20 protein-coding genes are annotated in these 20810 nt (G+C 74.5%); 9 read left to right on the forward strand and 11 right to left on the reverse strand.

Features of this window, described 5'->3' with window-relative positions:
* Positions 1-97 precede the first annotated feature (97 nt).
* The gene (locus tag ACZ4TG_RS02200) at positions 98-826 is read right to left on the reverse strand and encodes an NADPH-dependent F420 reductase (RefSeq protein WP_468159402.1); all 729 of its coding nucleotides are present in this window, start codon (positions 824-826) and stop codon (positions 98-100) included.
* Between the two features lie 138 nt (positions 827-964).
* Between ACZ4TG_RS02200 and ACZ4TG_RS02205 the strand changes: the two genes are divergently transcribed.
* Positions 965-1456 (forward strand): hypothetical protein, encoded by a 492-nt coding sequence (locus ACZ4TG_RS02205; protein WP_468159403.1) that lies wholly within the window; start codon positions 965-967, stop codon positions 1454-1456.
* 64 nt (positions 1457-1520) lie between these two features.
* Here ACZ4TG_RS02205 and ACZ4TG_RS02210 read toward each other — a convergent pair whose 3' ends face one another.
* The 5 genes from ACZ4TG_RS02210 to ACZ4TG_RS02230 form a co-directional block, all read right to left on the reverse strand.
* Positions 1521-2882 (reverse strand): FAD-dependent oxidoreductase, encoded by a 1362-nt coding sequence (locus tag ACZ4TG_RS02210; protein WP_468159404.1) that lies wholly within the window; start codon positions 2880-2882, stop codon positions 1521-1523.
* Between the two features lie 139 nt (positions 2883-3021).
* Positions 3022-4146 (reverse strand): YncE family protein, encoded by a 1125-nt coding sequence (locus ACZ4TG_RS02215; RefSeq protein WP_468159405.1) that lies wholly within the window; start codon positions 4144-4146, stop codon positions 3022-3024.
* Positions 4143-4742, reverse strand: coding sequence for an ankyrin repeat domain-containing protein (locus tag ACZ4TG_RS02220; protein ID WP_468159406.1), 600 nt, complete (start codon positions 4740-4742; stop codon positions 4143-4145). Before ACZ4TG_RS02220 ends, ACZ4TG_RS02215 begins: the two co-directional genes overlap by 4 nt.
* A 165-nt stretch (positions 4743-4907) precedes the next feature.
* The gene (locus ACZ4TG_RS02225) at positions 4908-5441 is read right to left on the reverse strand and encodes a GNAT family N-acetyltransferase (protein ID WP_468159407.1); all 534 of its coding nucleotides are present in this window, start codon (positions 5439-5441) and stop codon (positions 4908-4910) included.
* Between the two features lie 73 nt (positions 5442-5514).
* Entirely contained in the window at positions 5515-6678 is a 1164-nt protein-coding gene (locus tag ACZ4TG_RS02230) for an alpha/beta hydrolase family protein (RefSeq protein WP_468159408.1), read from the reverse strand.
* A gap of 171 nt (positions 6679-6849) precedes the next feature.
* Here ACZ4TG_RS02230 and ACZ4TG_RS02235 point away from each other — a divergent pair, with 171 nt between their 5' ends.
* The gene (locus ACZ4TG_RS02235; RefSeq protein ID WP_468159409.1) at positions 6850-7308 is read left to right on the forward strand and encodes a hypothetical protein; all 459 of its coding nucleotides are present in this window, start codon (positions 6850-6852) and stop codon (positions 7306-7308) included.
* A gap of 6 nt (positions 7309-7314) precedes the next feature.
* Here ACZ4TG_RS02235 and ACZ4TG_RS02240 read toward each other — a convergent pair whose 3' ends face one another.
* Together ACZ4TG_RS02240 and ACZ4TG_RS02245 are read right to left on the reverse strand one after the other, a co-directional pair.
* Entirely contained in the window at positions 7315-8280 is a 966-nt protein-coding gene (locus ACZ4TG_RS02240) for an isopenicillin N synthase family dioxygenase (protein WP_468159410.1), read from the reverse strand.
* A 69-nt stretch (positions 8281-8349) separates the two neighbouring features.
* Positions 8350-11175, reverse strand: coding sequence for a WD40 repeat domain-containing protein (locus ACZ4TG_RS02245; RefSeq protein WP_468159411.1), 2826 nt, complete (start codon positions 11173-11175; stop codon positions 8350-8352).
* A gap of 165 nt (positions 11176-11340) precedes the next feature.
* Between ACZ4TG_RS02245 and ACZ4TG_RS02250 the strand changes: the two genes are divergently transcribed.
* Both ACZ4TG_RS02250 and ACZ4TG_RS02255 read left to right on the forward strand, forming a co-directional pair.
* Complete coding sequence (locus tag ACZ4TG_RS02250) at positions 11341-12267, forward strand: hypothetical protein (RefSeq protein ID WP_468159412.1); 927 nt, start codon at positions 11341-11343, stop codon at positions 12265-12267.
* The gene (locus ACZ4TG_RS02255) at positions 12260-12673 is read left to right on the forward strand and encodes a peptidase inhibitor family I36 protein (RefSeq protein WP_468159413.1); all 414 of its coding nucleotides are present in this window, start codon (positions 12260-12262) and stop codon (positions 12671-12673) included. Before ACZ4TG_RS02250 ends, ACZ4TG_RS02255 begins: the two co-directional genes overlap by 8 nt.
* A 55-nt stretch (positions 12674-12728) precedes the next feature.
* Here the strand turns inward: ACZ4TG_RS02255 and ACZ4TG_RS02260 are convergent, their stop codons facing one another.
* Positions 12729-13805, reverse strand: coding sequence for a GNAT family N-acetyltransferase (locus ACZ4TG_RS02260; RefSeq protein WP_468159414.1), 1077 nt, complete (start codon positions 13803-13805; stop codon positions 12729-12731).
* 40 nt (positions 13806-13845) lie between these two features.
* The gene (locus ACZ4TG_RS02265) at positions 13846-14376 is read right to left on the reverse strand and encodes a hypothetical protein (protein ID WP_468159415.1); all 531 of its coding nucleotides are present in this window, start codon (positions 14374-14376) and stop codon (positions 13846-13848) included.
* Positions 14377-14603: 227 nt separating this feature from the next.
* On the opposite strand from ACZ4TG_RS02265, the gene ACZ4TG_RS02270 reads away from it, so the two are divergent.
* From ACZ4TG_RS02270 to ACZ4TG_RS02285, 4 genes are all read left to right on the forward strand, one after another.
* Positions 14604-15173, forward strand: a complete 570-nt coding sequence (locus ACZ4TG_RS02270; RefSeq protein WP_468159416.1) for an HPP family protein — start codon at positions 14604-14606, stop codon at positions 15171-15173.
* 157 nt (positions 15174-15330) lie between these two features.
* Positions 15331-16080 carry a VOC family protein gene (locus ACZ4TG_RS02275; protein WP_468159774.1) on the forward strand — a complete coding sequence of 250 codons (750 nt, stop codon included), beginning with the start codon at positions 15331-15333 and terminating at the stop codon, positions 16078-16080.
* A 109-nt stretch (positions 16081-16189) separates the two neighbouring features.
* Entirely contained in the window at positions 16190-17233 is a 1044-nt protein-coding gene (locus tag ACZ4TG_RS02280; RefSeq protein ID WP_468159417.1) for a PHP domain-containing protein, read from the forward strand.
* Positions 17234-17373: 140 nt separating this feature from the next.
* On the forward strand, positions 17374-18735 hold the full coding sequence (locus ACZ4TG_RS02285; RefSeq protein WP_468159418.1) for an NAD(P)/FAD-dependent oxidoreductase: 1362 nt from the start codon (positions 17374-17376) through the stop codon (positions 18733-18735).
* A gap of 54 nt (positions 18736-18789) precedes the next feature.
* On the opposite strand, the gene ACZ4TG_RS02290 is transcribed toward ACZ4TG_RS02285, so the two are convergent.
* Complete coding sequence (locus tag ACZ4TG_RS02290) at positions 18790-19659, reverse strand: UbiA family prenyltransferase (protein WP_468159419.1); 870 nt, start codon at positions 19657-19659, stop codon at positions 18790-18792.
* Positions 19660-19739: 80 nt separating this feature from the next.
* Here ACZ4TG_RS02290 and ACZ4TG_RS02295 point away from each other — a divergent pair, with 80 nt between their 5' ends.
* Positions 19740-20801: a type III polyketide synthase gene (locus ACZ4TG_RS02295; protein ID WP_468159420.1), complete on the forward strand. Its 1062-nt coding sequence runs from the start codon at positions 19740-19742 to the stop codon at positions 20799-20801.
* The last annotated feature ends 9 nt before the right edge of the window (positions 20802-20810 follow it).

Below are 20810 nucleotides of genomic sequence, written 5' to 3' on the forward strand. Positions count from 1 at the left end.
GCCGGACCGCCCGGTCCGACGCCGGCCGGACCCCGGGCAGTCGCCCGGGTCCGGCCGCCGGCGGCCGGCCGTCAGCGGTCGTGGTCAGCGGTCGTGGTCAGCCTCGGAAGTCCGCCGTGCGCACCGGGGAGGCTTCGGCCAGGGCCTTGGTGACGGCCTCGACACCGGCGCGCAGTCCGTACACCGGCGTGTCGGGCTGCTGGCGCCAGGACTCGTCGATGCCGCCCGCGTCGACCGTGTCGAAGCCGAGCTCGTCGATGAGGCCGCGGACGGCCTTCTTCGCCGCCTCGTCGTCACCGGCCACCGGTACGGCGATCCGGCCCGGGTCCCCGGCCGGCAGCGGCTTGTCGAGGAGGTCGGCGGCGTAGGTGCCGTTGAAGGCCTTGATCACCGGGTGGCCGAGGTGGTTCTCGGTCCAGCGGCTCTCGGTCAGGCCCTCGTCCTCGATGGCCGCGATACGGCCGTCGCGCTGCTGGGGGTAGTAGTTGCCGGTGTCGATGACGGCGAAGCCTTCGGCCGCCCCGTCGAAGAGGCCGGCGGGCAGGTCGGGCACGTTCTTCAGCGGGACGGTGACCACGACGATCTCCGCGCCGCGGGCCGCCTCGGAGACCGTGACGGGGGTGGCGCCGGTCTCCTGCGCGAGGTCCGAAAGCGTTTCGGGGCCGCGGGAGTTCGCCACGGAAACCTGGTGTCCCAGGGCGGTGAGCCGGCGAGTGAGGTTGCCGCCGATGTTGCCGGCGCCGATGATGCCGATCTTCATGAGCTCTCCAGTGCGTGCGGAGTACGGGTATCGCGCTTGTCCGAACCGTCCGCGACGGCGTCGCATTCCGCCCCGTACGCCATACGCGCACCGTTTTCGGCCATTTCCCGCGACCCGAGAACCGGCGCGGACCGGGCCCGCGTCGGTGAGGGCAGTGCCAGGGACCGTACCGGCACCTTCTCAGCACGGGGAAAGGTCTCACCGATGTCCAAGCTTCCGGCCAAGCGCACCGCCATCGCCCTCGCCACCGCGGCCACCGCCGTCGCGGCGGCTGTCTCCCTCGCCTTCGTCACCACCGCCTCCGCGGACGGGCCCGCGCCGCAGGGCGCCCCGGCCGCCGCCGCGCTGCCGTCGGTCTCGGGCAGCCCGGAGGGCGCGTTCACCCGTATCGCGGACTTCTACGGCGCCTACATCGACGCCTCGTACGACAACGACGGCAAGACGGCCGACCAGCTGCGTTCCTTCTACCTCTCCAAGCCCCTCCAGGCGGAGCTGAAGAAGTGGGAGGAGACCAACCACGCGAACGGGGTGCTGCGCGCCCAGAACGTGCCGGCGCAGTGGAAGGTCGCCTCCACCGGAAGCGGTGCGGGCAAGACGAACGCCACGGTCACGCTGACGTGGGGCGGCGGCGACACCACGCAGATCCACGTGCAGGCGGACCTGAAGACGAAGAAGATCACGTCCATCACGGACTGACCTGAAACGGCAAGACCGACGAGGGGGCCCGCCACAGTCGGGCCCCCTCGTCGGTCCGTGACGGTTACGCGCCGCTCGCGTCGAGCATCTCCTCGCGCTCGACGATCTTCACGCGCTCGCGGCCCTGGGGCTCGCCCAGCGCCTTCTCGGCGGCGTCCAGCCGGTGCCAGCCCTCCCACGTGGTGAAGCGGATCTCCCGCTCGGTGAGGAAGGCCTCGACGGCCTCCGGCGCGGGCGCGGCCGGGGTGAGCAGCCGGCCTTCGGCGTGGTCGGCCAGCAGGTTCGCGATGGTCTCGTTCGCGTCGCCCTTGGTGTGGCCGATCAGGCCGACGGGACCGCGGCGGATCCAGCCGGTCACGTACGTCGACGCGAGGTGCTCGCCCGCGGCCATGACACGGCCGCCCTCGTCCGGGACGGTGCCGGACTCGACGTCCCAGGGGAGCTTGGGCAGTTCGTCCGACAGGTAGCCGACGGCGCGGTAGACGGACTGGACGTCCCAGTCGGTGAAGTTTCCGGTGCCCTTGACGTTGCCGGTGCCGTCGAGTTCGGTGCGCTCGGTGCGCAGGCCCACGACCTTGCCGTCCTCGCCGAGCACCTCGACGGGGGACTCGAAGAAGTGCAGGAACAGCTTGTGGGGGCGGTCGCCGATGTCGCGGATCGCCCAGTTCTCCAGGGTCTTCGCGACCATGTCGGTCTGCTTGTTCTTGCGGCGCTCGGCGATCGAGCCGTCGTCGTAGTCGATGTCCTCGGGGTTGACGATGACCTCGATGTTCGGCGAGTGGTCGAGCTCGCGCAGCTCCATCGGGCTGAACTTCGCCTGCGCCGGGCCACGGCGGCCGAAGACGTGCACCTCGAGCGCCTTGTTGGCCTTGAGCCCGTCGTGGACATTGGCCGGGATCTCGGTCGGCAGCAGTTCGTCGGCCGTCTTCGCGAGGATGCGGGCGACGTCGAGGGCGACGTTGCCGACACCGAGCACGGCGACCTTCTCGGCCTCCAGCGGCCAGGTGCGCGGGACGTCCGGGTGGCCGTCGTACCAGGAGACGAAGTCGGCCGCGCCGTACGATCCGTCGAGCTCCACACCGGGGATGCGCAGCTCGCGGTCGGCGGTGGCGCCCGTGGAGAAGACCACGGCGTCGTAGAACGAGTGCAGCTCGTCGAGCGAGATGTCGTTCGGGTAGTCGACGTTGCCGAAGAGGCGGACCTGCGGCTTGTCGAGCACCTGGTGCAGGGCGGTGATGATGCCCTTGATGCGCGGGTGGTCGGGGGCCACGCCGTACCGGATCAGGCCGAAGGGCGCCGGCATCCGCTCGAAGAGGTCGATGGACACCCCGGGCTCGGCGGCCGCCTCGGACTTCAGCAGCGCGTCGGCCGCGTAGATACCGGCGGGGCCGGCGCCGACTATTGCTACCCGCAGGGGGCGAGGCATGAGTGGGTCCCTTCGACCGAAGAACAGACTGATCAAGGGAACCCTAAACTAAGGCCACCCTAACCCGGCACCCGCCCCCTGGTTATGGCCCCATAAAGAGAACTTATGACCTCTCCAAGTCCAGCTTTGGTCTCGCGGCTCAGAGTACGGCGATGCCCAGCGGGCGGTGGCCGGCGGCCAGCCGACGCGTGCTCCCGTCGGCCAGGTCGACGGCCGTGATGCCGTTCCAGTACCCCTCCCGGGTGAAACCTCCGGCCACATAGGCCGTGCGGCCGTCGCGGGAGACGGCGACGTCCTCGTGCGGACCCTCCAGCGGGTGGACCCGTTCCGTGCCGTCCGGGGCCCGGACCGTGAGGGACGGCCCCTTGCCTTCGGAGGGGTCGACGGCGCCCGTGCCGACCACCAGGAGGCGGCCGTCGGGGGTGACCGCGGCCCCGTGCTGGTGGGTGTCGGCGGTCATCCGCTCCACCGACACGCGACCGGTGCGCGGGTCGACCACCGCGAGCCGCTCCCCCTCGAAGGGCAGCAGCAGCTTCCCGTCGGAGGGCCGTACGACCGCGTAGTGCGGCTTCAGCCAGGAGCCGAGCCCGCCCTCCGTGCCGTAGGGGGCGACCTCGACGCGGCGCGGGCGGAGCGTGCCGGCGGGGACCACGGTGACGTCGAAGGAGTCGTGTCCGGTGACGTAGACCTCGGAGCCGTCGCGCGCCACGTCCACGTCGAAGGGGCGCCGGCCGACCGGGACGGCGGCCGTGGTCGTACGGGTCGCGGTGTCGATGACCTCCAGGACGCCCGTGGTGCCGGGGACGTTGACGCCGACGTACGCGCGCGATCCGTCGGGCGAGAGCGCGATGCCCATCCCCCCGCCCCGGTACTCCCCGTACGCGGCCGGACCGGTGCCGGTGCGGTACGGGACGGAAGCCACCCGGGTACGGGTCCTCGTGTCGAGCACCGCGACGCCCTCGGCGGTGGCCACCCAGGCCAGGCCGTCGGCGCCCACGGCCAGGCCGTAGGGGGCCCGGCCGACCGGGACGGCGGCGACCGGGCCGCGTCCGGGGTCCACGAAGGTGACGGTGTCGGCGCCGAAGTCCGCGACCAGGAGGGTGCCGTCGGGGGTGCTGCCGCTCACCGGGGCCGGCACCGGGGCGACCGGCCCGGGGGCGGCGGCCGCGGACCGGGTGTCCGTCGGCTGCGCGGGCCGGCCCGTGCAGGCCGCCAGCAGCAGCGCGGCCGCGGCCGCCGCGAGGGCTGTCGTACGCCGCCTCATCGCCCGGCCTCCCGCAGCAGCCGGGCCATCCCCCGGAAGCCGCGCCGCACGGCGTGCTCGTACGCGCTGACGCCGTCGAGGTCGCCGAGGGCCGGGTCCGCGCCGGCCGCGAGGAGCAGGCGTACGACCTCCTCGTGGCGCGGCCCGCCGTCGCCCAGGATCACCGCCTCCAGCAGGGCGGTCCAGCCGAGCCGGTTGACGTGGTTCACGTCGATGCCGGTCTCCTGGAGCACGGCCCGGACGTAGGCGGTGTGCCCGCGCTCGGCGGCCGGGATGAGGCAGACCCCGCCGAAGCGGTTGAGCCGGCGCAGGTCCGGCCCGGCGGTCAGCAGCACGCGCATCATCCGCACGCTGCCCGTGACTCCGGTGACCAGCCAGGGGGTGTCTTCGCGGGAGTCGGGGGCGTCGGGGTCGGCGCCCGCCGCGATCAGCAGTTCGGCGACGGCCGCGTGGTCGCCGAGCACGGCGAGCAGCAGTGCCGTGCGGAGCTGCTCGTCGCGTGCGTCCACGGTGGCTCCGGCGGCGAGCGCGGCGCTCGCCGCTGCCGCGTCACCGCCTGCGGCGGCTTCCAGCAGCGCACGGTCGTGCGGGTTCATGGTGTCCCTCCCGGTTCCGGGCGGGGCGGTACGCGAGTGCGCCCGCCCCTGCGGTTCCATGGTGGTCCCGTGTCCCCGGGCGGCCGGTCGGCCCGGCGGCCGGAGCCCGCGAGCCGTCCGGAGGGCCCCCGGGTCCTCCGAACGGCTGATGCGGAGCGGCGCGGATCAGGCCTCGTACTCGGTGAGGTCGATGCTGTGCACCCGCAGGAGGTGTCCGTGCTCCGGGTGGGTGATGTCCCGGTCGGGCTCCATGCCCAGCTTGCGGATCACGTTCTCCGACTCGTCGTTGCCCGCCCGGTTCACGGCGACGACCCGGTCGAGGCCGCGGTCCTGGAGCGCGAATTCCAAGGTGGCGTGGGCGGCTTCGGAGGCGTAGCCCTGTCCCCAGAAGGGCCGGCCCAGGCGCCAGGTGATCTCCACCTCGTGCGCCACCTCCGGGAGCCCCTCGGGCACGGACAGGCCGACGGCGCCGATCAGCTCGCCCGAGGCCAGCAGCTCGACGGCGAAGAGACCGAAACCCTCGTCGTCCCACTCCTCCTCCCAGCGCTCGATGGCCTCGGCCGTCTCGTCGAGGTCGAGGGTGGAGCCGTCGCCGATCCAGCGCATCACCTCCGGGTCGGCGAGGATCTCCGACAGGGGGACGAGGTCGTCGTCGGTCCAGCGGCGGAGGAGGAGGCGGGGGGTGCGGATCTCGGTCATGCACCACATCCTGCCGAACGCGCCCGGCCAGGGGTAATCCGCCCCCGCCGCCCCCGCCTCGGGACCGTCCCGGCTACGGGTTGTGGAAGGAGACCTCCGGCGCGTCCGCGGTCGGGCCGTCCAGCACGGGCTGGGGCCTGCCCTTGAGGTGCTGGTCGAAGAAGGCGCCGACGTAGCGCCGGGTCAGCTCGACGGAGCGCGTGCCGGGCAGCGGGGTTTCCGGGTCGGGCAGGCCGAGCTGGTCCCCGATGGCGGGCCAGTCGGTGAAGGTGAAGTGGCCCGAGTCGGCGAAGGTGATCCAGCGCTTCCAGCCGTCGAGGCGGTTCCAGTCCCGGTCCCAGCTGGCCTCCGCGCCGGGGCGGGTGTCCTTGGCGCCGAGCAGCATGAAGGGGCGGCCGCCGAGTCCGCTCTCGGGGACCGGGGTGAACAGCGTGCCGTCCATGTCGATGCCCGCCTTGACCCGGGGGTCGGCGGCCATCGCGGCGGCCGCCGAGGCCCCGCCGATGGAGTGGCCCGCCATCGCGATGCGGCCGCGGTCGATCAGGCCGGCGCGGTTCCAGGCCGGGTGGCGGCCGGTGAGGCGGTCGAGCAGGAAGGACACGTCGCGGGCGCGGTTGTCGCTGACGCTCTTGTAGCCGGCCTCGTCATGGACCTTCTCGCAGGCCAGGCAGGGCAGTACGCGTCCGCCGGGGAAGGCGGTGCCGGCGCTCTCGTACGCGTGGTCCACCGCGGCGACCACGTAGCCGCGGGAGGCGAGGTCCTCGGCGAGCGCGGTGAGGGTGGCGCGCGGGACGGTGAAGCCGGGCGAGAGGACGATCAGCGGGTACCGGCCCTCGACGGGGCGGGCACCGGACCGGGCGGAGGACTTCGTACCGGCGAGGGACTCGACCGGGATCACCTTGTCGAGCCCCCGGTCGACGAGCAGCAGCCGGGCCTCCTCGTCGGTGAGGTAGCGCACGGGGCCGCCGGTGCCGCGCTGGGCGGGGTAGCGCATGGTCACCATCAGCTCGCGCGGGCCGGAGCCCGCCCAGGGGTCGGTGCGGCTGCGGTCCACCAGGTGCAGGGTGTCCTGGCCTACGGCTAACCGGCCCGTGGGACGCGGGAGTTCGGGCAGCACCCGGCGGCTCTCGGCCACGGCCGGCGCCTCGGCGGCGGCGGAGGCTCCCGCGGCGGCCAGCGGGAGTGGGAGCAGCAGCGCGAACAGGGCTGCGGTGGTGACTGTACGGCGTCGGTTCATGCCCCTGAAGTTACGCATCGGCGGGCTTGCGCTCGTCAGCTCACAGGAGGAGCCGACCCTGCGACCTGCGGGGGGCGGCCTGTCACCCTCAAGTCGTAGGCACCTGGGGGCTCGTGTGTGCCGACGGGAAATTGCCGGGCCTTCGGACGGCACGTCCCCTACGGTGGCGGCGTGCACCATGACCGCAGCCACTCCCGTGCCCGCCGGCCCGCGCGCCGCCGGTCCGGGCGTCCGGATCCGCCGACCGCCGCGCCCCGGCCGCCTGCCGCGGGGTCCGGGGTGCTGCTGGCGGGGTACTTCTCCGCGAAGCAGAAGGACTTCGCGGAGCGGATGGACGCGGCCGCCGCCGAGCTGGAGGCGCGGGGCCTACGGGTGCTCGGGCGGGCCGTGCAGCGCCGCGGGGTGTCCGACGGCGGGGTGCGGAAGATGGGCCTGCCCTTCTCCTCACGGACCCTCATGAGGTACGGAAAGATCCGCGAGATCGCCGCCGCCCGCGAGGAGACCGGTGCCGGGGCGGTGGTGTTCCTGGGCCCGCTGACAGGGCGCCAGCGCGGTGTGCTCACCGCCCTCTTCGGGTGCCCCGCGCTCACCCTGGCCGAGGTGGCAGGGCAGCCGGGGGCCGGATCCTGAACCCGCTCAGGCCACGGTGATCGCGTCGAGCTTCTCCCGCAGGTAGGTGTGCGAGTCGACCGGCGGGTGGGTCACCCGGCCCAGTGGGGCCGGAAGGGATTCCACCCGGGTGTGCGGATCGCATTCGTAGAAGTAGACCAGCGAGACGAGTTCCTCGGCCGGGGCGTCGGCGGGCGGGGGCAGGACGCGGTGGCGGCCGGCCCGCCAGCGGTCGCCCGTCCAGCGGGCCATCAGGTCGCCGATGTTCACCGTGAGCGCCGCAGGGTCGTAGGGGGCGTCCTGCCAGCCGTCGGCGTCGGTGTGGACCTGCAGGCCGCCCGCGCCCGGTTCGCGGTCCAGGACCGTGACCGTGCCGAAGTCGGTGTGGGGGCCGATGCGGAACTGGCCGGGCAGCGGCCGGCCGATCGTCGCGGTGCCGGGGTACCAGTTGAGGTTGAACCCCCAGGTGGGGTGGCCGGTGTGCCGGGTGAAATGGTCCCCGGACAGGCCCAGGGCGCCGGCCAGCAGTTCCAGCAGCTCGTCGGAGAGCGCGCGCATCGCCGCCAGGTACTCGGCCACCAGCGGCCGGAGCCCGGGTACTTCGGCCGGCCAGGCGTTGGGCCGGAACCACTCGGCGTCCACCGAGGGGATCCCGGTGGGGTCCTCGGCCGCGCAGGACCAGGACTCCTTCAGGTCGGGGGGCGAGGCGGTCCCCTCGGCGTAGCTGTTGGCCTCCGCACCCGGGCCGAGCCAGCCCCGGCCGCCCACCGCCACGGAGTAGGGCTCCTTCACGGCCGTCGGCAGCCGGAAGAAGGTCCGGGCCTCCTCCCGGATCCTGGCGGGCAGGGACGGATCCACTCCGTGGCCGGTGACCAGCAGGAAGCCGGCGGCCCGCAGGGCCTCGTCGACCTGGTGCGCCACCTCGGCGCGGGCCTCGGGCCCGCCGGACCGCCAGGGGCCGAGATCGATCACGGGAATCGGGGAACTCGCCATGCGGGACCTGCCTTCCGAGCCGTTCCGGACGCACGATGTGCCGGTACCGAGGTTAGACGGCCCGGGCGGTCAGGGCCGCTCCAGACCGGTGCACGGCGGCGCGTAGTCGAGGTAGGGCATGTACTGGGACCACTGGGCGCGGCTGATCCGGGGTCCTGTGTGGGCGCAGGCTCCCGCGGCGGCGCGGTCCCGGTCGGTGCCCGCCAGGCGCAGGGTGTTGTCGAAGCCGCCAGAGGCCAGGACGGAGCCGTCGGGGCTGAAGGCCACCGAGCCGACGGCGGTGATGTGCCCGGTGAGGGTGGTCAGCAGCGCGGGGTGGGCGGGCCGGGCCACGTTCCACAGCCGGACGGTGCGGTCGTCGCTGGCGGTGGCGAGGGTGCGGCCGTCCGGGCTGAAGGCCACCGCGCCCACCACGTCGGTGTGGCCCGCGAGGGTGGCGTGCGGTGCGGGGCGGCCGAGGTCCTTCAGGTCCCAGAGGCGTACGGGGGTGTGGCCGCCGCTGGCGGAGGCGAGGGTGCGGCCGTCGGGGCTGAAGGCGACGGAGAAGACCGCCGTGTCGTGGCCCTCGACGGTGGCCAGCGGCTTCGGGTGCTCGCGGTCGGTGATGTCGGTGAGCCGTACGGTGCGGTCCTCGCCGGCCGTGGCGAGGGTACGGCCGTCCGGGCTGAAGGTGACGGCGCGCAGGGCGTCCTGGTGGCCGGTGAGCCGGGCCGCCTCGGCGGGGTGCCGGGGGTCGGCCACGTCCCACGTGCGGACGCTGCCGTCGGCCCCGGTGGTGGCGAGGGTGCGGCCGTCGGGGCTGAAGGCGAGGGCGCGTACGTCGCCTCCCCGTTCGACGAGCTCGGCCGCGACGGCGGGGCGGGAGGGCTCCGCCACGTCCCAGAGCCGTACGTTCCCGTCGGCGGAGGCGGTGGCCAGCGTACGGCCGTCGGGACGGTAGGCGACGGCGCGCAGGGCCTCGCGGTGGCCGGTGAGGGTGGCCACCGCGACGGGCCGGTCGGTGCCGCGGATCCGCCAGAGCCGGGCGGTGCGGTCGCCGCTGGCGGTGGCCAGTTGACGGCCGTCGGGGCGGTAGGCGAGGGCGACGACCTCCTTGGTGTGGGCGGGACACGCGGTCATCAGGGCGCTGAGCAGGCTGTCGTGGGTCCGGGAGGTCGGTGAGAGCCGGTAGGCCGTGAGGCTCAGCTGGACGGCCAGGCCGGGTTCGCTGTTGCCGATGCCGCCCGCGGTCTCGGCGAGGTTCTGCGCGACGGCGTCGTTGCGCTGCCGGGTGACCTCCTCCTCAGCCCGTACGGCGTTGCCGGTGGCGACCGCGGCCACCACCACGAGGGCGGCCAGCGTGGCGACCAGGATCCGCAGCCGGCGGGTGCGGCGGCGGGCCGAGTCGCCGGCCGCCGCCTCGGCGGCTGCGCTGGCGTCGAGGAACTCCCGCTCCGCGGTGGTGAGCCCGAGGCCGGGGGTGTCGACGAGGTCGCGGGCCAGGGCGAGCCGGGTCCCCCGCAGCAGGGCGCCGGGGTCGCGCCCCACGCCCTCCCAGGAGCGGGCGGCTTCGGTGAGCTGGCGGTGCCGGCGCAGCCGTTCCCGGTCCTCGGTGAGCCAGCCGCGCAGCCGGGGCCAGGCGCGGATCAGCGCCTCGTGGGTGAGTTCGACCCGGCCCTGGCCGAGGGTGAGCAGCCGCAGCCGGGCCGCCCGGCCGAGTACGGCGTTCGTGTCGGCGTCCGCGTCGAGCTCCTCGCGCGCCACGGGGCGTTTGGTGTCCTCGGTGCCGTCGCCGAGCGCGATCAGGTGGACGAAGATCTGCCGGGCCAGCTGCTGCTGACGGCCGGTGAGGGAGCCGTGGAGCGCTTCGGCCGACTGCGCGAGGGCTCCTTCGAATCCGCCGGCGGCCTGGAAGCCGTCCAGGGTGAGGGCCGCGCCCCGGCGGCGCCGCCAGGTCTCCAGCAGGGCGTGGGAGAGCAGGGGCAGGACGCCGATCCGGCCGTGGGCGTGGGCGACGAGGGTGGCCTGGAGGGCGCCTTCGACGGTGAGTCCGGCCCGGCGGGCGGGTTCGACGACGGCCCGCCTCAGTTCGGCGGCGCTCATCGGTCCGACGAGGACCTGGGCCTCGCGCAGGACTCCGACGAGTTCGGCGTGGCGGGTGCAGTGCGCGTAGAAGTCGGCCCGTACGCACAGGACGACCCGGCAGCGGGAGCCGGGCCGGCGTGCGGCCTCGTCGAGCGCGGAGACGAAGCGGGCGCGTTCGTCGGGGTCGGCGCAGACGGTGAAGACCTCCTCGAACTGGTCGACGATCAGTACGAGTTCTTCCTCGCCTCCCTCCTGCTGTCCGGCCAGCGCCTCCTGGGCGCGGTCCAGCGGGTGCGGGCCGGGGGTGATGACCCGCACCGTGCGGCGCGGCGCGTCGCGGCGCAGCCGCGGCAGCAGCCCGGCCCGCAGGAGGGAGGACTTGCCGGCTCCGGAGGCGCCGACGAGGGCGAGGACCCGGTGCCGGGCCAGGGTGGAGACGAGGTCCTCGACGAGCCGCTCCCGCCCGAAGAAGAGCTCCGCGTCCTCGGCCCGGAAGGCCGCGAGCCCCACGTACGGCGGCTCGTGGGCGCCGTCCTCCTCGCCGAGGAGGCCGGGGGTCTCCACGGCCAGTTCGACGGCGACGGCGTGCCAGCGCCGTTCCCACTCCACCGGGTCGCCGCCGCAGGCGCGTACGTAGGACAGGGTGACGTCGAGGCTGGGCAGCCGGCGTCCGGCGGCGGCCCCGGACAGGGTGGCGACGGAGTAGTGGGCGCGCGCGGCGAGGTCCCGGTAGGGCGGGGATCCGGCCTCGTGCCGCAGGCGGCGCAGGGCGGCGGCGAACTCCAGCAGCGGTCCGTCCCCGCCTTCCAGCGGACGTTCCTTGCGTGCCATGCACAGCCCCTTCCACGCAGCGGCTTTCCTGCCCTTCGGGGCGGATTGTTCAGCAATTGTTTGTTCACTGCCAGGGCGCCGACGCCGAACAACGGATGGCGGCTAGACCTGGATCCGGCACCACGGCGACCGCGCCGTGCACGGCCGGAGAGGGGGTTCCCGCAGATGAACGGAGCACGTGCGACGGCGGTTACGGCTGCCGCCCTGGCAGCGGCCCTGGCCCTGGGCGGCTGCGGGTCCGGGACGCCGCACCGGGAGCCGGGTCCCGTACGGGAGCCGAGCGCCGAGCAGTCCCGGCTGCTGGCGCGGGCGGAGCAGATCCTGATCAGCCGGTGCATGGCCGCGCGGGGTTTCCCGTACGCCGTCACCGAGCCCGCGCAGGAGGCCGCGGCGCAGCGCTCGTTCCCGTACGGGGTGGACGACGTGGAGTGGGCGCGGGCCCACGGCTACGGGGGGCGGGAGGACCGCGGGAGCGCCGGTGCCCGGGAGGCCGATCCCAACCAGCGGTACTTCATGCGCCTTTCGGCCCGGCAGCGGGCGGCGGCGCGGACCGCGCTCATGGGTGCCTCACCCGAGGGGCTCTCGGCCACCACCCCCACCGGAATGACCCTCACCGCGAGCACCGAGGGGTGCATCGCGGATGCCCAGCGCGCGCTCTACGGGGATCTGGCCGGCTGGTTCCGCGCCAAGGTCGTCACGATGAACCTCCGGCCGGTGCAGGAGGCACGGGTACGGCAGGACGCCCGCTGGACGGAGGCGGTCGGGCAGTGGTCCGCCTGCATGCGGGCGGCGGGCCGGCCCTACTCCACTCCGGCCGAGTCCCGGCAGGCCGCGGCCGAACTGGCCGACGGCGCCGGGCCCGGGCAGGCCGACGCGGCCGAGACCGCGCTGGCGGTCACCGAAGCGACCTGTGCGACCGGCACCCCGCTGGCCCGGGTCTCCCAGACTCTGGACCGCGCCTATGGCGAAGAAGTCCGTGCGCAGCACCGGGACGAGATCGACCTGAGGCGGCGGCTCCAGAACGACGCGCTCCCGAAGGCGGAGCGCGTCGTGGCTCAGCACACCCATCGAGAAGGAGAATCCCATGCGTAAGTTCCGCACGACGATGCTGGCCTGCGTGCTCGCGGTGCCGCTGCTGGCCGTTCCCGCGACGGTGACCTCGGCCGCCGCGGCCCCCGCCGACGCCTCGGGTGTGGCGGCCGACGGCAACTACTGGGTCTGGGCGGACACCAACCGCGGTGGTCCGTCCTGTGGCTGGAGCGGCAACGACTCCGACTGGCGCACCTGTGGCCGCGGCGGCAGCTACGACATGAACGACCGGGCCTCGTCCTGGTGGAACAACGGCTACTCCGGTTCGCTGGGCGATGTCCGGGTGTACGAGAACATCGGCTACACCGGCGCCTCGACCTGCGCCCCGAACGGCTCGGCCGGCAACATCCCGTGGGAGTGGAACGACCGCATCTCCTCCCACAAGTGGGTCACCAACTGCGGCTTCTGACCGAGCGGCGACCATCGGCGACCCCGCCGACCACCTGGCATCCGGCCGGCTGCGGCTACAGGGGGCGCAGCCGGTACAGGACGGAGCCGTCGGCGGAGCCGGATTCCTGGAATCCGGCCCGCCGCACGACGGCGTGGGAGGCGGTGTTCCCGTCCTCGACCCTGGCGTGCAGCTCGGTCAGGCCGGGCTGCTCGAACGCCCAGGCGGCCAGCGCGCGGAGCGCCTCGGTGGCGTGGCCCCTGCGGCGGGCCGAGGGGACCAGGTCGTAGCCGATCTCCGCGCGGCCGTCGGGGTCGGGGGCGCTGTGGAAGCCGATGCCCCCGATCGCGCGGTGGTCCCGGGCCCGGACGATGGCGTACGGGCCCCAGCCGGGCCGGTATTCGCCCACCTCGCACGCCAGGCCGACCATCCCGGCTGCGATACGGGTTCCCTCGGCCGGTCCGTCCTCCGTCCAGGCGAAGCCGCCGGTGCCGCCGGCGTGCAGGTCGGCGGCGGCCGCCGGGCCGATCTCGCACAGGACGACGCCGACCCCGCGGATCGGGTCGTTGTACCAGCGCCAGTTCTGCTGGGGGGCCAGGTCGGGGAGGTCGGCCCGGCCCGTGGCGGCCAGGAGCGACTGCCAGGGGCCGCCCGCCGCGGAGCGCGGTGCGTGGGGGAAGAGCCGGTCGAGGATCAGGGCGGCCGTGTGGTCGGGGTGCCCGGCGCCCGGACGGTCCGTGACGCCGAGGCCCCGCAGGATGTCGTGGGTGTGCAGCAGCACCTCGGCGGCGCCCATCGCGGCGAAGCCGTCGGCGCCGGCCGCTCCCGCAGGGTGCCAGGCGCGGCTGTCCTGGCGGGCGGAGTAGACCGCGGCGGACAGGAGCCGGCCGCTGGCCTCCACGAGGTCGACGAGTCCGCCGGGAGCGGTGCCGGGGGCGGCGGTGACCTGGAGGGGGAGCCAGGAGCCGGTGTGCCGGCCGGCGAGCTGGGCGGCGAACCCGGTCAGGTCCGCGGCCAGGTGCACGGCCGTGTCGTGGCAGCTCCAGTCCAGTCCCGCGGCCGGGAGGGACCAGTCGAGGTGCGTGACGCCCCGGAGGGCTTGTACGGAGTCCGAGACGGCGCCGTCGAGGTCGTGCGGGCCCATGATCGTCATACCACCAGCGTAGGCCTTGTGGGGATCCGGGCCCGGTTCGTCACCGGGGCAGTGGGCTGCCGCAGCGGGAGCAGTACCGGGCGTCCCGTTCGGCGGCGAGCCGGCCGCAGTCGGGGCAGACCCGGTGCAGCAGACAGGCCGTCTCACCCCCCTGGGAGCCCTCGGGGGCCTCGGCGGGGCGGGCGGTGGAGGCCACGGGAGCGGCGGCCGTGCCGATGCCGAGGCCGGGCCGCCGGGTGTGGACGGTCAGGTACGCCAGCCCGTGCGGGCCCGCCGTCAGTGAGCGCCGGGTGTTCCTCGGCAGCAGGACGGCCGTGTGGGGCCGCAGGTCGTGCGAGCGGTCCCCGGTGCCGAGCCGGCCGGTGCCCCCGACCACGACCAGCAGCACGTCGAGGACCGGTTCGGTGTGCTCCGCGATGACCCCGTCCGGAGCGAGGCGGACGAGGTTGGAGTCCAGTCCGCGCGCCGCTCCGGTCAGCCGCCACAGCGCGCCGGTGCCGTCGGCGGGGGCTTCGGCGATCACCGCGTCGAGGTCGGTGGGGACCTCGGTGAGGTGCGGGTGCGTCGTCATGCTCTCGTCCTTCCCTGGTCCCTCCGCGGGACTGCGCCGCTGCCTTGGCAGTCATACACGATGAGGTCCGGTGGCCCGCGGCGGATGAGCTTTTGCTCACCCCCGGGACGGTTGTCGTACTACCGCCCGATAAAGTCATGAGAACCCCGCCCCTGCCCGCACCACCCCGCCCCCTGCCTCCGTACGGCCCCTGCCGGCCGCCCGCACCGGAAAAAACCCTGCCGCACATGACCACTGACACCGCGCCGTACCCCGACGCGCCCACAGCCCCCGTGGACGGGGCCGCGGCCCCGTCCCGCGCCCCTCGGACCATCTCCGGCCGGGCCCCCGCCCGGCCGACCGCCGCGGCCGCCGTCCACAGCGTCAGCGCGGCGACGACGGTGCTGCTGGGCCTGGTGGGGATCGGTGCGATGCTCCACGAGCCGGTGCTCATCCCGCCGCTGGCCGCGAGCGCCGCCCTGGTGCACAGCGCGCCGACGCTGCCGCTGGCCCAGCCGCGCGGTGTCGTACTCGGCCATCTGCTCGGCGCCGCCGTGGGGTACGCGGTGCTGGCCGCCGCGGGCAGCAGCGCCTGGGCGGCGGCCGTGGCGGCGGGTGTCACCCTGGCCCTGCTGATCGTCGCCCGGACCCCGCACTCGGCGGCCTGCGCCACCGCCGTGGTGGTCGTGCTCCAGGCACCGGCGGCCACCCGGTTCGTCCCGCTGCTGTTCGGCTCGACCGTGCTGCTCGTCCTCACCGGATACGCCGGATCCCGCATCCGGCGCAAGGCCCCGAAGTACCCCGCCTACTGGTGGTGACCGCCCGGGGCCGTCGTGGCGCGCCTCCGCGTCACCGAGGGTCCCCGGACGCTACTTCTTGTGACCGGACGGCGGGTCACGGTGGCGGTGAGAGGCGGAGTACGCGGTGCGGATCTCGACGAAGGACGTGTTCGGAGCACCCTGCTGGGTGAGCCTGATGGCGCGGGACCTGGCGGCCTCGCAGCGTTTCTACGGGGCGGTCGCGGGCTGGACCTTCCGTCCGGCGCGGCTCGGCGAGGCCTTCTCGGTGGCCCAGCTGGACGGTGTGCCGGTGGCGGGGATCGGGGCGCTGGCCGCCGATCTGGCGGTGCCGGTGGCCTGGACCCCGTACTTCGCCGTCGACGACGCCGACGTGGCGGTGAGCCGGATCCGGGAGCGCAGCGGCACGATCGCGGTCGGCCCGGTGTCCTTCCCCAACGGCGGCCGCGGGGCCCTGGCGGCGGATCTCGACGGCGCGGTGTTCGGGATCTGGGAGGGCCCCGTGTCCTCCGACTGGCGCTCGGGCGAGGGACGGGCCCCGGCCTGGCTGGAGCTGCGGACCCGCAACGCCTTCGACGCGGCGATCTTCTACGGTGCGGTGCTGGAGTGGGCCACCGGCCGGCCCGGCTGCTGCGAGGTCTCGTACGAGGAGGACCAGGTCGTGCTGCGGCACGCCGGGGAGCCGGTCGCCCGCCTCAACAGCGGCCCGGTGGAGGCCGCCTCGTACAGCCCGCACATCAGGCCCCGCTGGCACGTCCACTTCCGGGTCCCCCGGCTGGAACCGGCGATCGAGGCGGCCGTCGAGCTGGGCGGGCGGGCCGTCTCGGACGTCGCCTCGAACGCCCGGGAGAGGTGGGTGGCGCTGCGCGACCCGGACGGGGCGCTGTTCACCCTCACCACCGCCCTCACGACGCCGCCGGCGCCCTGACCACTGTGGCCGGCCGACCGCTGTGCCGGGCGCCCGGCCGACCGCTGTGCCCGGCCGCCGATGTGCCCGGCCCGGCGTCGCTTGCCACACTGGGCACAGGAGGTGCGCGATGGACCCGGTTGCCGCGCTGAACCGGATCGCCTTCCTGCTGGAGCGCGGACAGGCCCCGACCTACCGCGTACAGGCCTTCCGTACGGCGGCCGCCACGGTCGAGCGCCTCGGCGAGCGCGAGGTCGCCGAACGGGTCGCGGCCGGTTCGCTGGAGGCGGTCAAGGGCCTCGGGCCCAAGACCGGCCAGGTGGTGCGGGAGGCACTGGGCGGGAAGGTCCCTGAGTACCTGCAGAAGCTGGAGGACGAGGTCGCGGCGCACCCCGCCGGGCCGCCCGCCAGTGCCGCCGCCCGTGCGCTGCGGGCCGCCCTGCGCGGGGACTGCCACCTGCACTCGGAGTGGTCCGACGGCGGCAGCCCCATCGAGGCCATGGGCCGGGCCGCCGCCGAGCTGGGCCACGAGTGGGCGGTGCTCACGGACCATTCGCCGAGCCTGAAGGTGGCCCGGGGGCTTTCGCCCGAGCGGCTGCGCGAGCAGCTGGGGGTGCTGGCCGGGCTGAACGCGTCCTGGGCGCCGTTCCGGCTGCTCTCCGGCATCGAGTGCGACATCCTGGCCGACGGCTCGCTCGACCAGGAGCCGGAGCTGCTGGAGCAGCTCGACGTGGTCGTGGGTTCGGTCCACTCCAAGCTGCGGATGGAGTCCCCCGCGATGACGCGCCGGCTGCTGGCCGCCGTACGCAATCCGCTGATGGACGTCCTCGGCCACTGCACCGGGCGGCTGGTGACGGGCCGGACGCGCCCGGAGTCGGAGTTCGACGCCGCCGCCGTGTTCGCGGCGTGCGCGGAGTCCGGTACGGCCGTGGAGATCAACAGCAGGCCCGAGCGGCTGGACCCGCCCCGGCGGCTGCTGCGGCTCGCCGTCGAGAGCGGGACGCTGTTCGCCATCGACACCGACGCGCACGCCCCGGGGCAGCTGGACTGGCAGCTTCAGGGCTGCGAACGCGCCGTGGAGTGCGGGGTGCGGGCCGAGCGGGTCGTGAACACCTGGACCGCGGACCAGCTGCTCGACTGGACCCGCACCCGCCGCCCGCCCTCCGCGCCCTGAACCGCTGGGCCGGCAGAACCGTCGGAACCGGCCTGGGGGACGGCCACCCGGGTCCCGTCCTGAAACAGATGTGCAGATTCCCCGCCCACGGGGCAGACGACCCGACACAGGAACCGCCTGTCTGGGAAGGGACGTACACCGTGTCGCGTTCGAGGATTCTCGTTGTGGGTGCCGGTTTCGCCGGGGTCGCCTGCGTCCGGCGGCTGGAGAGGCGGCTGTCCCCGGCCGAGGCCGAGATCTCGCTGGTCACGCCCTCCTCCTACCAGCTGTACCTGCCGCTGCTCCCCCAGGTCGCCGCCGGCGTGCTGACCCCGCAGTCGATCGCCGTCTCGCTGCGCCGCAGCAGCAGGCACCGCACCCGGATCATCCCGGGCGGGGCGATCGGCGTGGACACCAAGGCGAAGATCTGCGTCATCCGCAAGATCACCGGCGAGACGGTCGACCAGCCGTACGACGTCATCGTGCTGGCCCCCGGCAGCATCACCCGGACCTTCGACATCCCCGGGCTGGTCGATCACGCGCGCGGGATGAAGACCCTCGCCGAGGCCGCGTACCTGCGCGACCACGTGATCGCCCAGCTCGACCTGGCGGACGCCAGCGAGGACGAGGCCGAACGCGCGGCCAGGCTGCAGTTCGTGGTGGTCGGCGGCGGCTACGCGGGCACGGAGACCGTCGCCTGCCTGCAACGGCTCACCCGCAACGCGGCGGCCCGCTACCCCCGGCTGGATCCCGGGCTGATCAAGTGGCACCTCGTGGACCTGGCCCCCAAGCTGATGCCGGAACTCGGCGACAAGCTCGGCCGGGCCGCCCTGGACATCCTGCGCAGGCGCGGGATCGAGGTCTCGCTCGGGGTCTCGGTCTCCGAGGTGGGTCCCGAGAAGGTGACGCTCACCGACGGCCGCGTGCTCCCCAGCCGGACCCTGGTCTGGACGGCCGGGGTCGCGGCCAGCCCGCTCGTGGCCACCCTGGGCGCGGAGACCCTCAAGGGGCGGCTGGTGGTGCGCCCGGAGCTGACCGTGCCCGGTGCCGACGGCGCCTTCGCCCTCGGGGACGCGGCGGCCGTCCCGGATCTGGCCACGGGCGGGGAGGCCCTCTGCCCGCCGACCGCGCAGCACGCCATGCGGCAGGGCAAGGCCGCCGCCGACAGTGTCATCGCCTCGCTGCGCCACCAGCCGATGCGTCCGTACGTGCACAAGGACCTGGGTCTGGTGGTGGATCTCGGCGGGCGCGACGCCGTCTCCAAGCCGCTCGGCATCGAGCTGCGCGGCCTCCCGGCCCAGGCGGTGGCCCGCGGCTACCACTGGACGGCGCTGCGGACGAACGTGGCGAAGACCCGGGTGCTGACCAACTGGCTGATCAACGCGGTCGCCGGGGACGACTTCGTCCGTACCGGCTTCCAGGCGCAGAAGCGGGCCACGCTGCGCGACTTCGAGTTCACCGACGCCTATCTCACCCCCGAGCAGGTCCGCGAGCACACCGCCGCGCTCCGCGTCCAGAAGTAGTCCGGAAGCAGTCCGGAAGTGGTCCGGAAGTGGTCCGGAAGCAGGTGCTCCGGCTCAGCCGGGCCCGGCGCCGCGCACCACCAGGAGCGCCACGTCGGCGCCCGCGACCAGGAGCGCACCGAGGAAGGGGATCCGGCCGCCGGCCCGGGCGGTGGCGAGCACCACGGCTCCGGTGAGCGCCAGCAGCCCCCAGCCGTACGGGGACACCCGCCCCGGCGGTCCCGCCACCAGGGCCGCGGCGGAGCCGAGCGTGAGCAGCCCGGCGAGTGCGCCCGAGCGGCGGCCGCCGAGCCGCTGCGGCAGCCCGGTCACTCCGGTGGCCAGGTCGTCCGCGATGTCGGGCAGGACATTGGCGAAGTGCGCCCCGGCGCCGAGCAGGGCGGCGGCGCCAGTGAGCCACAGCGGGGGCCAGGGCGCCCCGGGCAGGCCGAGCGTGACGAAGGCCGGGAGCAGGCCGAAGGCGAGGGCGTACGGGAGCCAGGACGCGGCCGTGCTCTTGAGCCGCAGGTTGTACGCCCAGGCGGCCGCGACCGCGCCGAGGTGCACGGCGCCGGCCCGCCACCCCGAGGCCAGCGACAGCGGCACGCAGAGCAGCAGCGCCGCGGTCGCGGCGCAGGTCACCGTGGCGGGCCGTAGCCCGCCCGCCACCAGGGGTTTGTCCCGTCGGCCCGTGGCCAGGTCGCGCCGCAGGTCGACGCGGTCGTTGCTCCAGCCCACGGAGAGCTGGCCGGCCGCGACGGCCCCGGCGGCGGCCGCGCAGCCCGCGGGACCGCGCCCTGCGGCCACGGCGAGGGCGGCGGTGAAGAGGGTGACCGCGGCCGCCGGGAGGGGGTGGCAAGCGGCGAGCAGAGCGGTCGCGGCCGCCGCGGGGCTCGGGCGGACGGGGGTCTGTACGGGCATCGGGGACTGTCGGGTGGCGGGCACGGGCGTCACGGTATGCGGCGACGGCACGCCCGGTTCGCGTCTTTCGTCATGAAATGTCGGTTGTTCCCTATGTTGGGTCAATGACACGTGTCCTGGCAGTGAGCAGCGTGCTCCCGCCGCACCGCTACGAGCAGTCGGAAATCACGGAGGCGCTGGCCCGTTTCCTCCCGCCGGGTGCGGACACCGCTCTGCTGCGCCGGGTGCACGAGTCGGTCCGGGTCGACGCCCGGCATCTCGCGCTGCCCCTGGAGCGGTACGGGCCCTGGAACGACTTCGGCACCACGAACGCGTTGTTCACCTCGGCGGCGCTCGATCTCGGCGCCCGCGCCGTCGAACTCGCCCTCGCCGAGGGCGGACTGGCCGCACGGGACCTGGACCTGGTGATGTCGACGACGGTGACCGGGCTCGCCACCCCTTCCCTGGAGGCCCGGCTGGCCGCCCGGACCGGGCTGCGGCCCGACGTCAAACGGATGCCGCTGTTCGGACTCGGCTGTGCGGCCGGCGCCGCCGGGCTCGGCCATCTGCACGACCACCTGAGCGGCCGTCCCGGCCAGGCGGCCCTGCTGCTGTCGACGGAGCTGTGCTCGCTCACCCTCCAGCCCACCGACACCTCGATGGCGAACCTCGTGGCAGGGGCGCTGTTCGGTGACGGGGCCGGGGCCCTGCTGGCGGTGAGCAGCGGCCACCCCCTGTACGAGAGCGGCGCCTGGCCCTCGGTGGTGGCCTCGCGCAGCCGGCTGTATCCGGGCACCGAGCACCTGCTGGGCTGGGACATCGGCCACTGGGGCTTCCGCATGGTGCTCGGGCGGGAACTGCCCGAGCTGGTCCGGCTGCACGTGGCGGAGGAGGTCGAGACCTTCCTGGCCGGGCACGACCTCAAACCGTCCGATGTCGACGCCTGGATCTGCCACCCGGGCGGTCCGAAGATCCTCGACGTGCTGTCCGAGACCCTCGGGCTGGCGGATTCCGCGCTCGCCGCGAGCCGGCGTTCGCTCGCGACGGCGGGCAACCTGTCGTCCGCCTCCGTCCTGCACATCCTGGCCGGGATCCAGGCCGCGGGGCCTCCCGCGCCGGGATCGACCGGGCTGATGATCGCCTTCGGCCCGGGTTTCGCCTCCGAACTCGTCCTCCTGCGCTGGTGAGCCCCTCAT

This window comes from Streptomyces sp. NPDC028314 (genome assembly GCF_055565795.1).

Bases quoted from the DNA above. Each gene is read 5' to 3' on its own strand.
- ACZ4TG_RS02200 (WP_468159402.1), bottom strand. From the start codon at position 826: ATGCGACGCCGTCGCGGACGGTTCGGACAAGCGCGATACCCGTACTCC.
- ACZ4TG_RS02205 (WP_468159403.1), top strand. From the start codon at position 965: ATGTCCAAGCTTCCGGCCAAGCGCACCGCCATCGCCCTCGCCACCGCG.
- ACZ4TG_RS02210 (WP_468159404.1), bottom strand. From the start codon at position 2,882: ATGCCTCGCCCCCTGCGGGTAGCAATAGTCGGCGCCGGCCCCGCCGGT.
- ACZ4TG_RS02215 (WP_468159405.1), bottom strand. From the start codon at position 4,146: ATGAGGCGGCGTACGACAGCCCTCGCGGCGGCCGCGGCCGCGCTGCTG.
- ACZ4TG_RS02220 (WP_468159406.1), bottom strand. From the start codon at position 4,742: ATGAACCCGCACGACCGTGCGCTGCTGGAAGCCGCCGCAGGCGGTGAC.
- ACZ4TG_RS02225 (WP_468159407.1), bottom strand. From the start codon at position 5,441: ATGACCGAGATCCGCACCCCCCGCCTCCTCCTCCGCCGCTGGACCGAC.
- ACZ4TG_RS02230 (WP_468159408.1), bottom strand. From the start codon at position 6,678: ATGAACCGACGCCGTACAGTCACCACCGCAGCCCTGTTCGCGCTGCTG.
- ACZ4TG_RS02240 (WP_468159410.1), bottom strand. From the start codon at position 8,280: ATGGCGAGTTCCCCGATTCCCGTGATCGATCTCGGCCCCTGGCGGTCC.
- ACZ4TG_RS02245 (WP_468159411.1), bottom strand. From the start codon at position 11,175: ATGGCACGCAAGGAACGTCCGCTGGAAGGCGGGGACGGACCGCTGCTG.
- ACZ4TG_RS02250 (WP_468159412.1), top strand. From the start codon at position 11,341: ATGAACGGAGCACGTGCGACGGCGGTTACGGCTGCCGCCCTGGCAGCG.
- ACZ4TG_RS02255 (WP_468159413.1), top strand. From the start codon at position 12,260: ATGCGTAAGTTCCGCACGACGATGCTGGCCTGCGTGCTCGCGGTGCCG.
- ACZ4TG_RS02260 (WP_468159414.1), bottom strand. From the start codon at position 13,805: ATGACGATCATGGGCCCGCACGACCTCGACGGCGCCGTCTCGGACTCC.
- ACZ4TG_RS02265 (WP_468159415.1), bottom strand. From the start codon at position 14,376: ATGACGACGCACCCGCACCTCACCGAGGTCCCCACCGACCTCGACGCG.
- ACZ4TG_RS02270 (WP_468159416.1), top strand. From the start codon at position 14,604: ATGACCACTGACACCGCGCCGTACCCCGACGCGCCCACAGCCCCCGTG.
- ACZ4TG_RS02275 (WP_468159774.1), top strand. From the start codon at position 15,331: ATGGCGCGGGACCTGGCGGCCTCGCAGCGTTTCTACGGGGCGGTCGCG.
- ACZ4TG_RS02280 (WP_468159417.1), top strand. From the start codon at position 16,190: ATGGACCCGGTTGCCGCGCTGAACCGGATCGCCTTCCTGCTGGAGCGC.
- ACZ4TG_RS02295 (WP_468159420.1), top strand. From the start codon at position 19,740: ATGACACGTGTCCTGGCAGTGAGCAGCGTGCTCCCGCCGCACCGCTAC.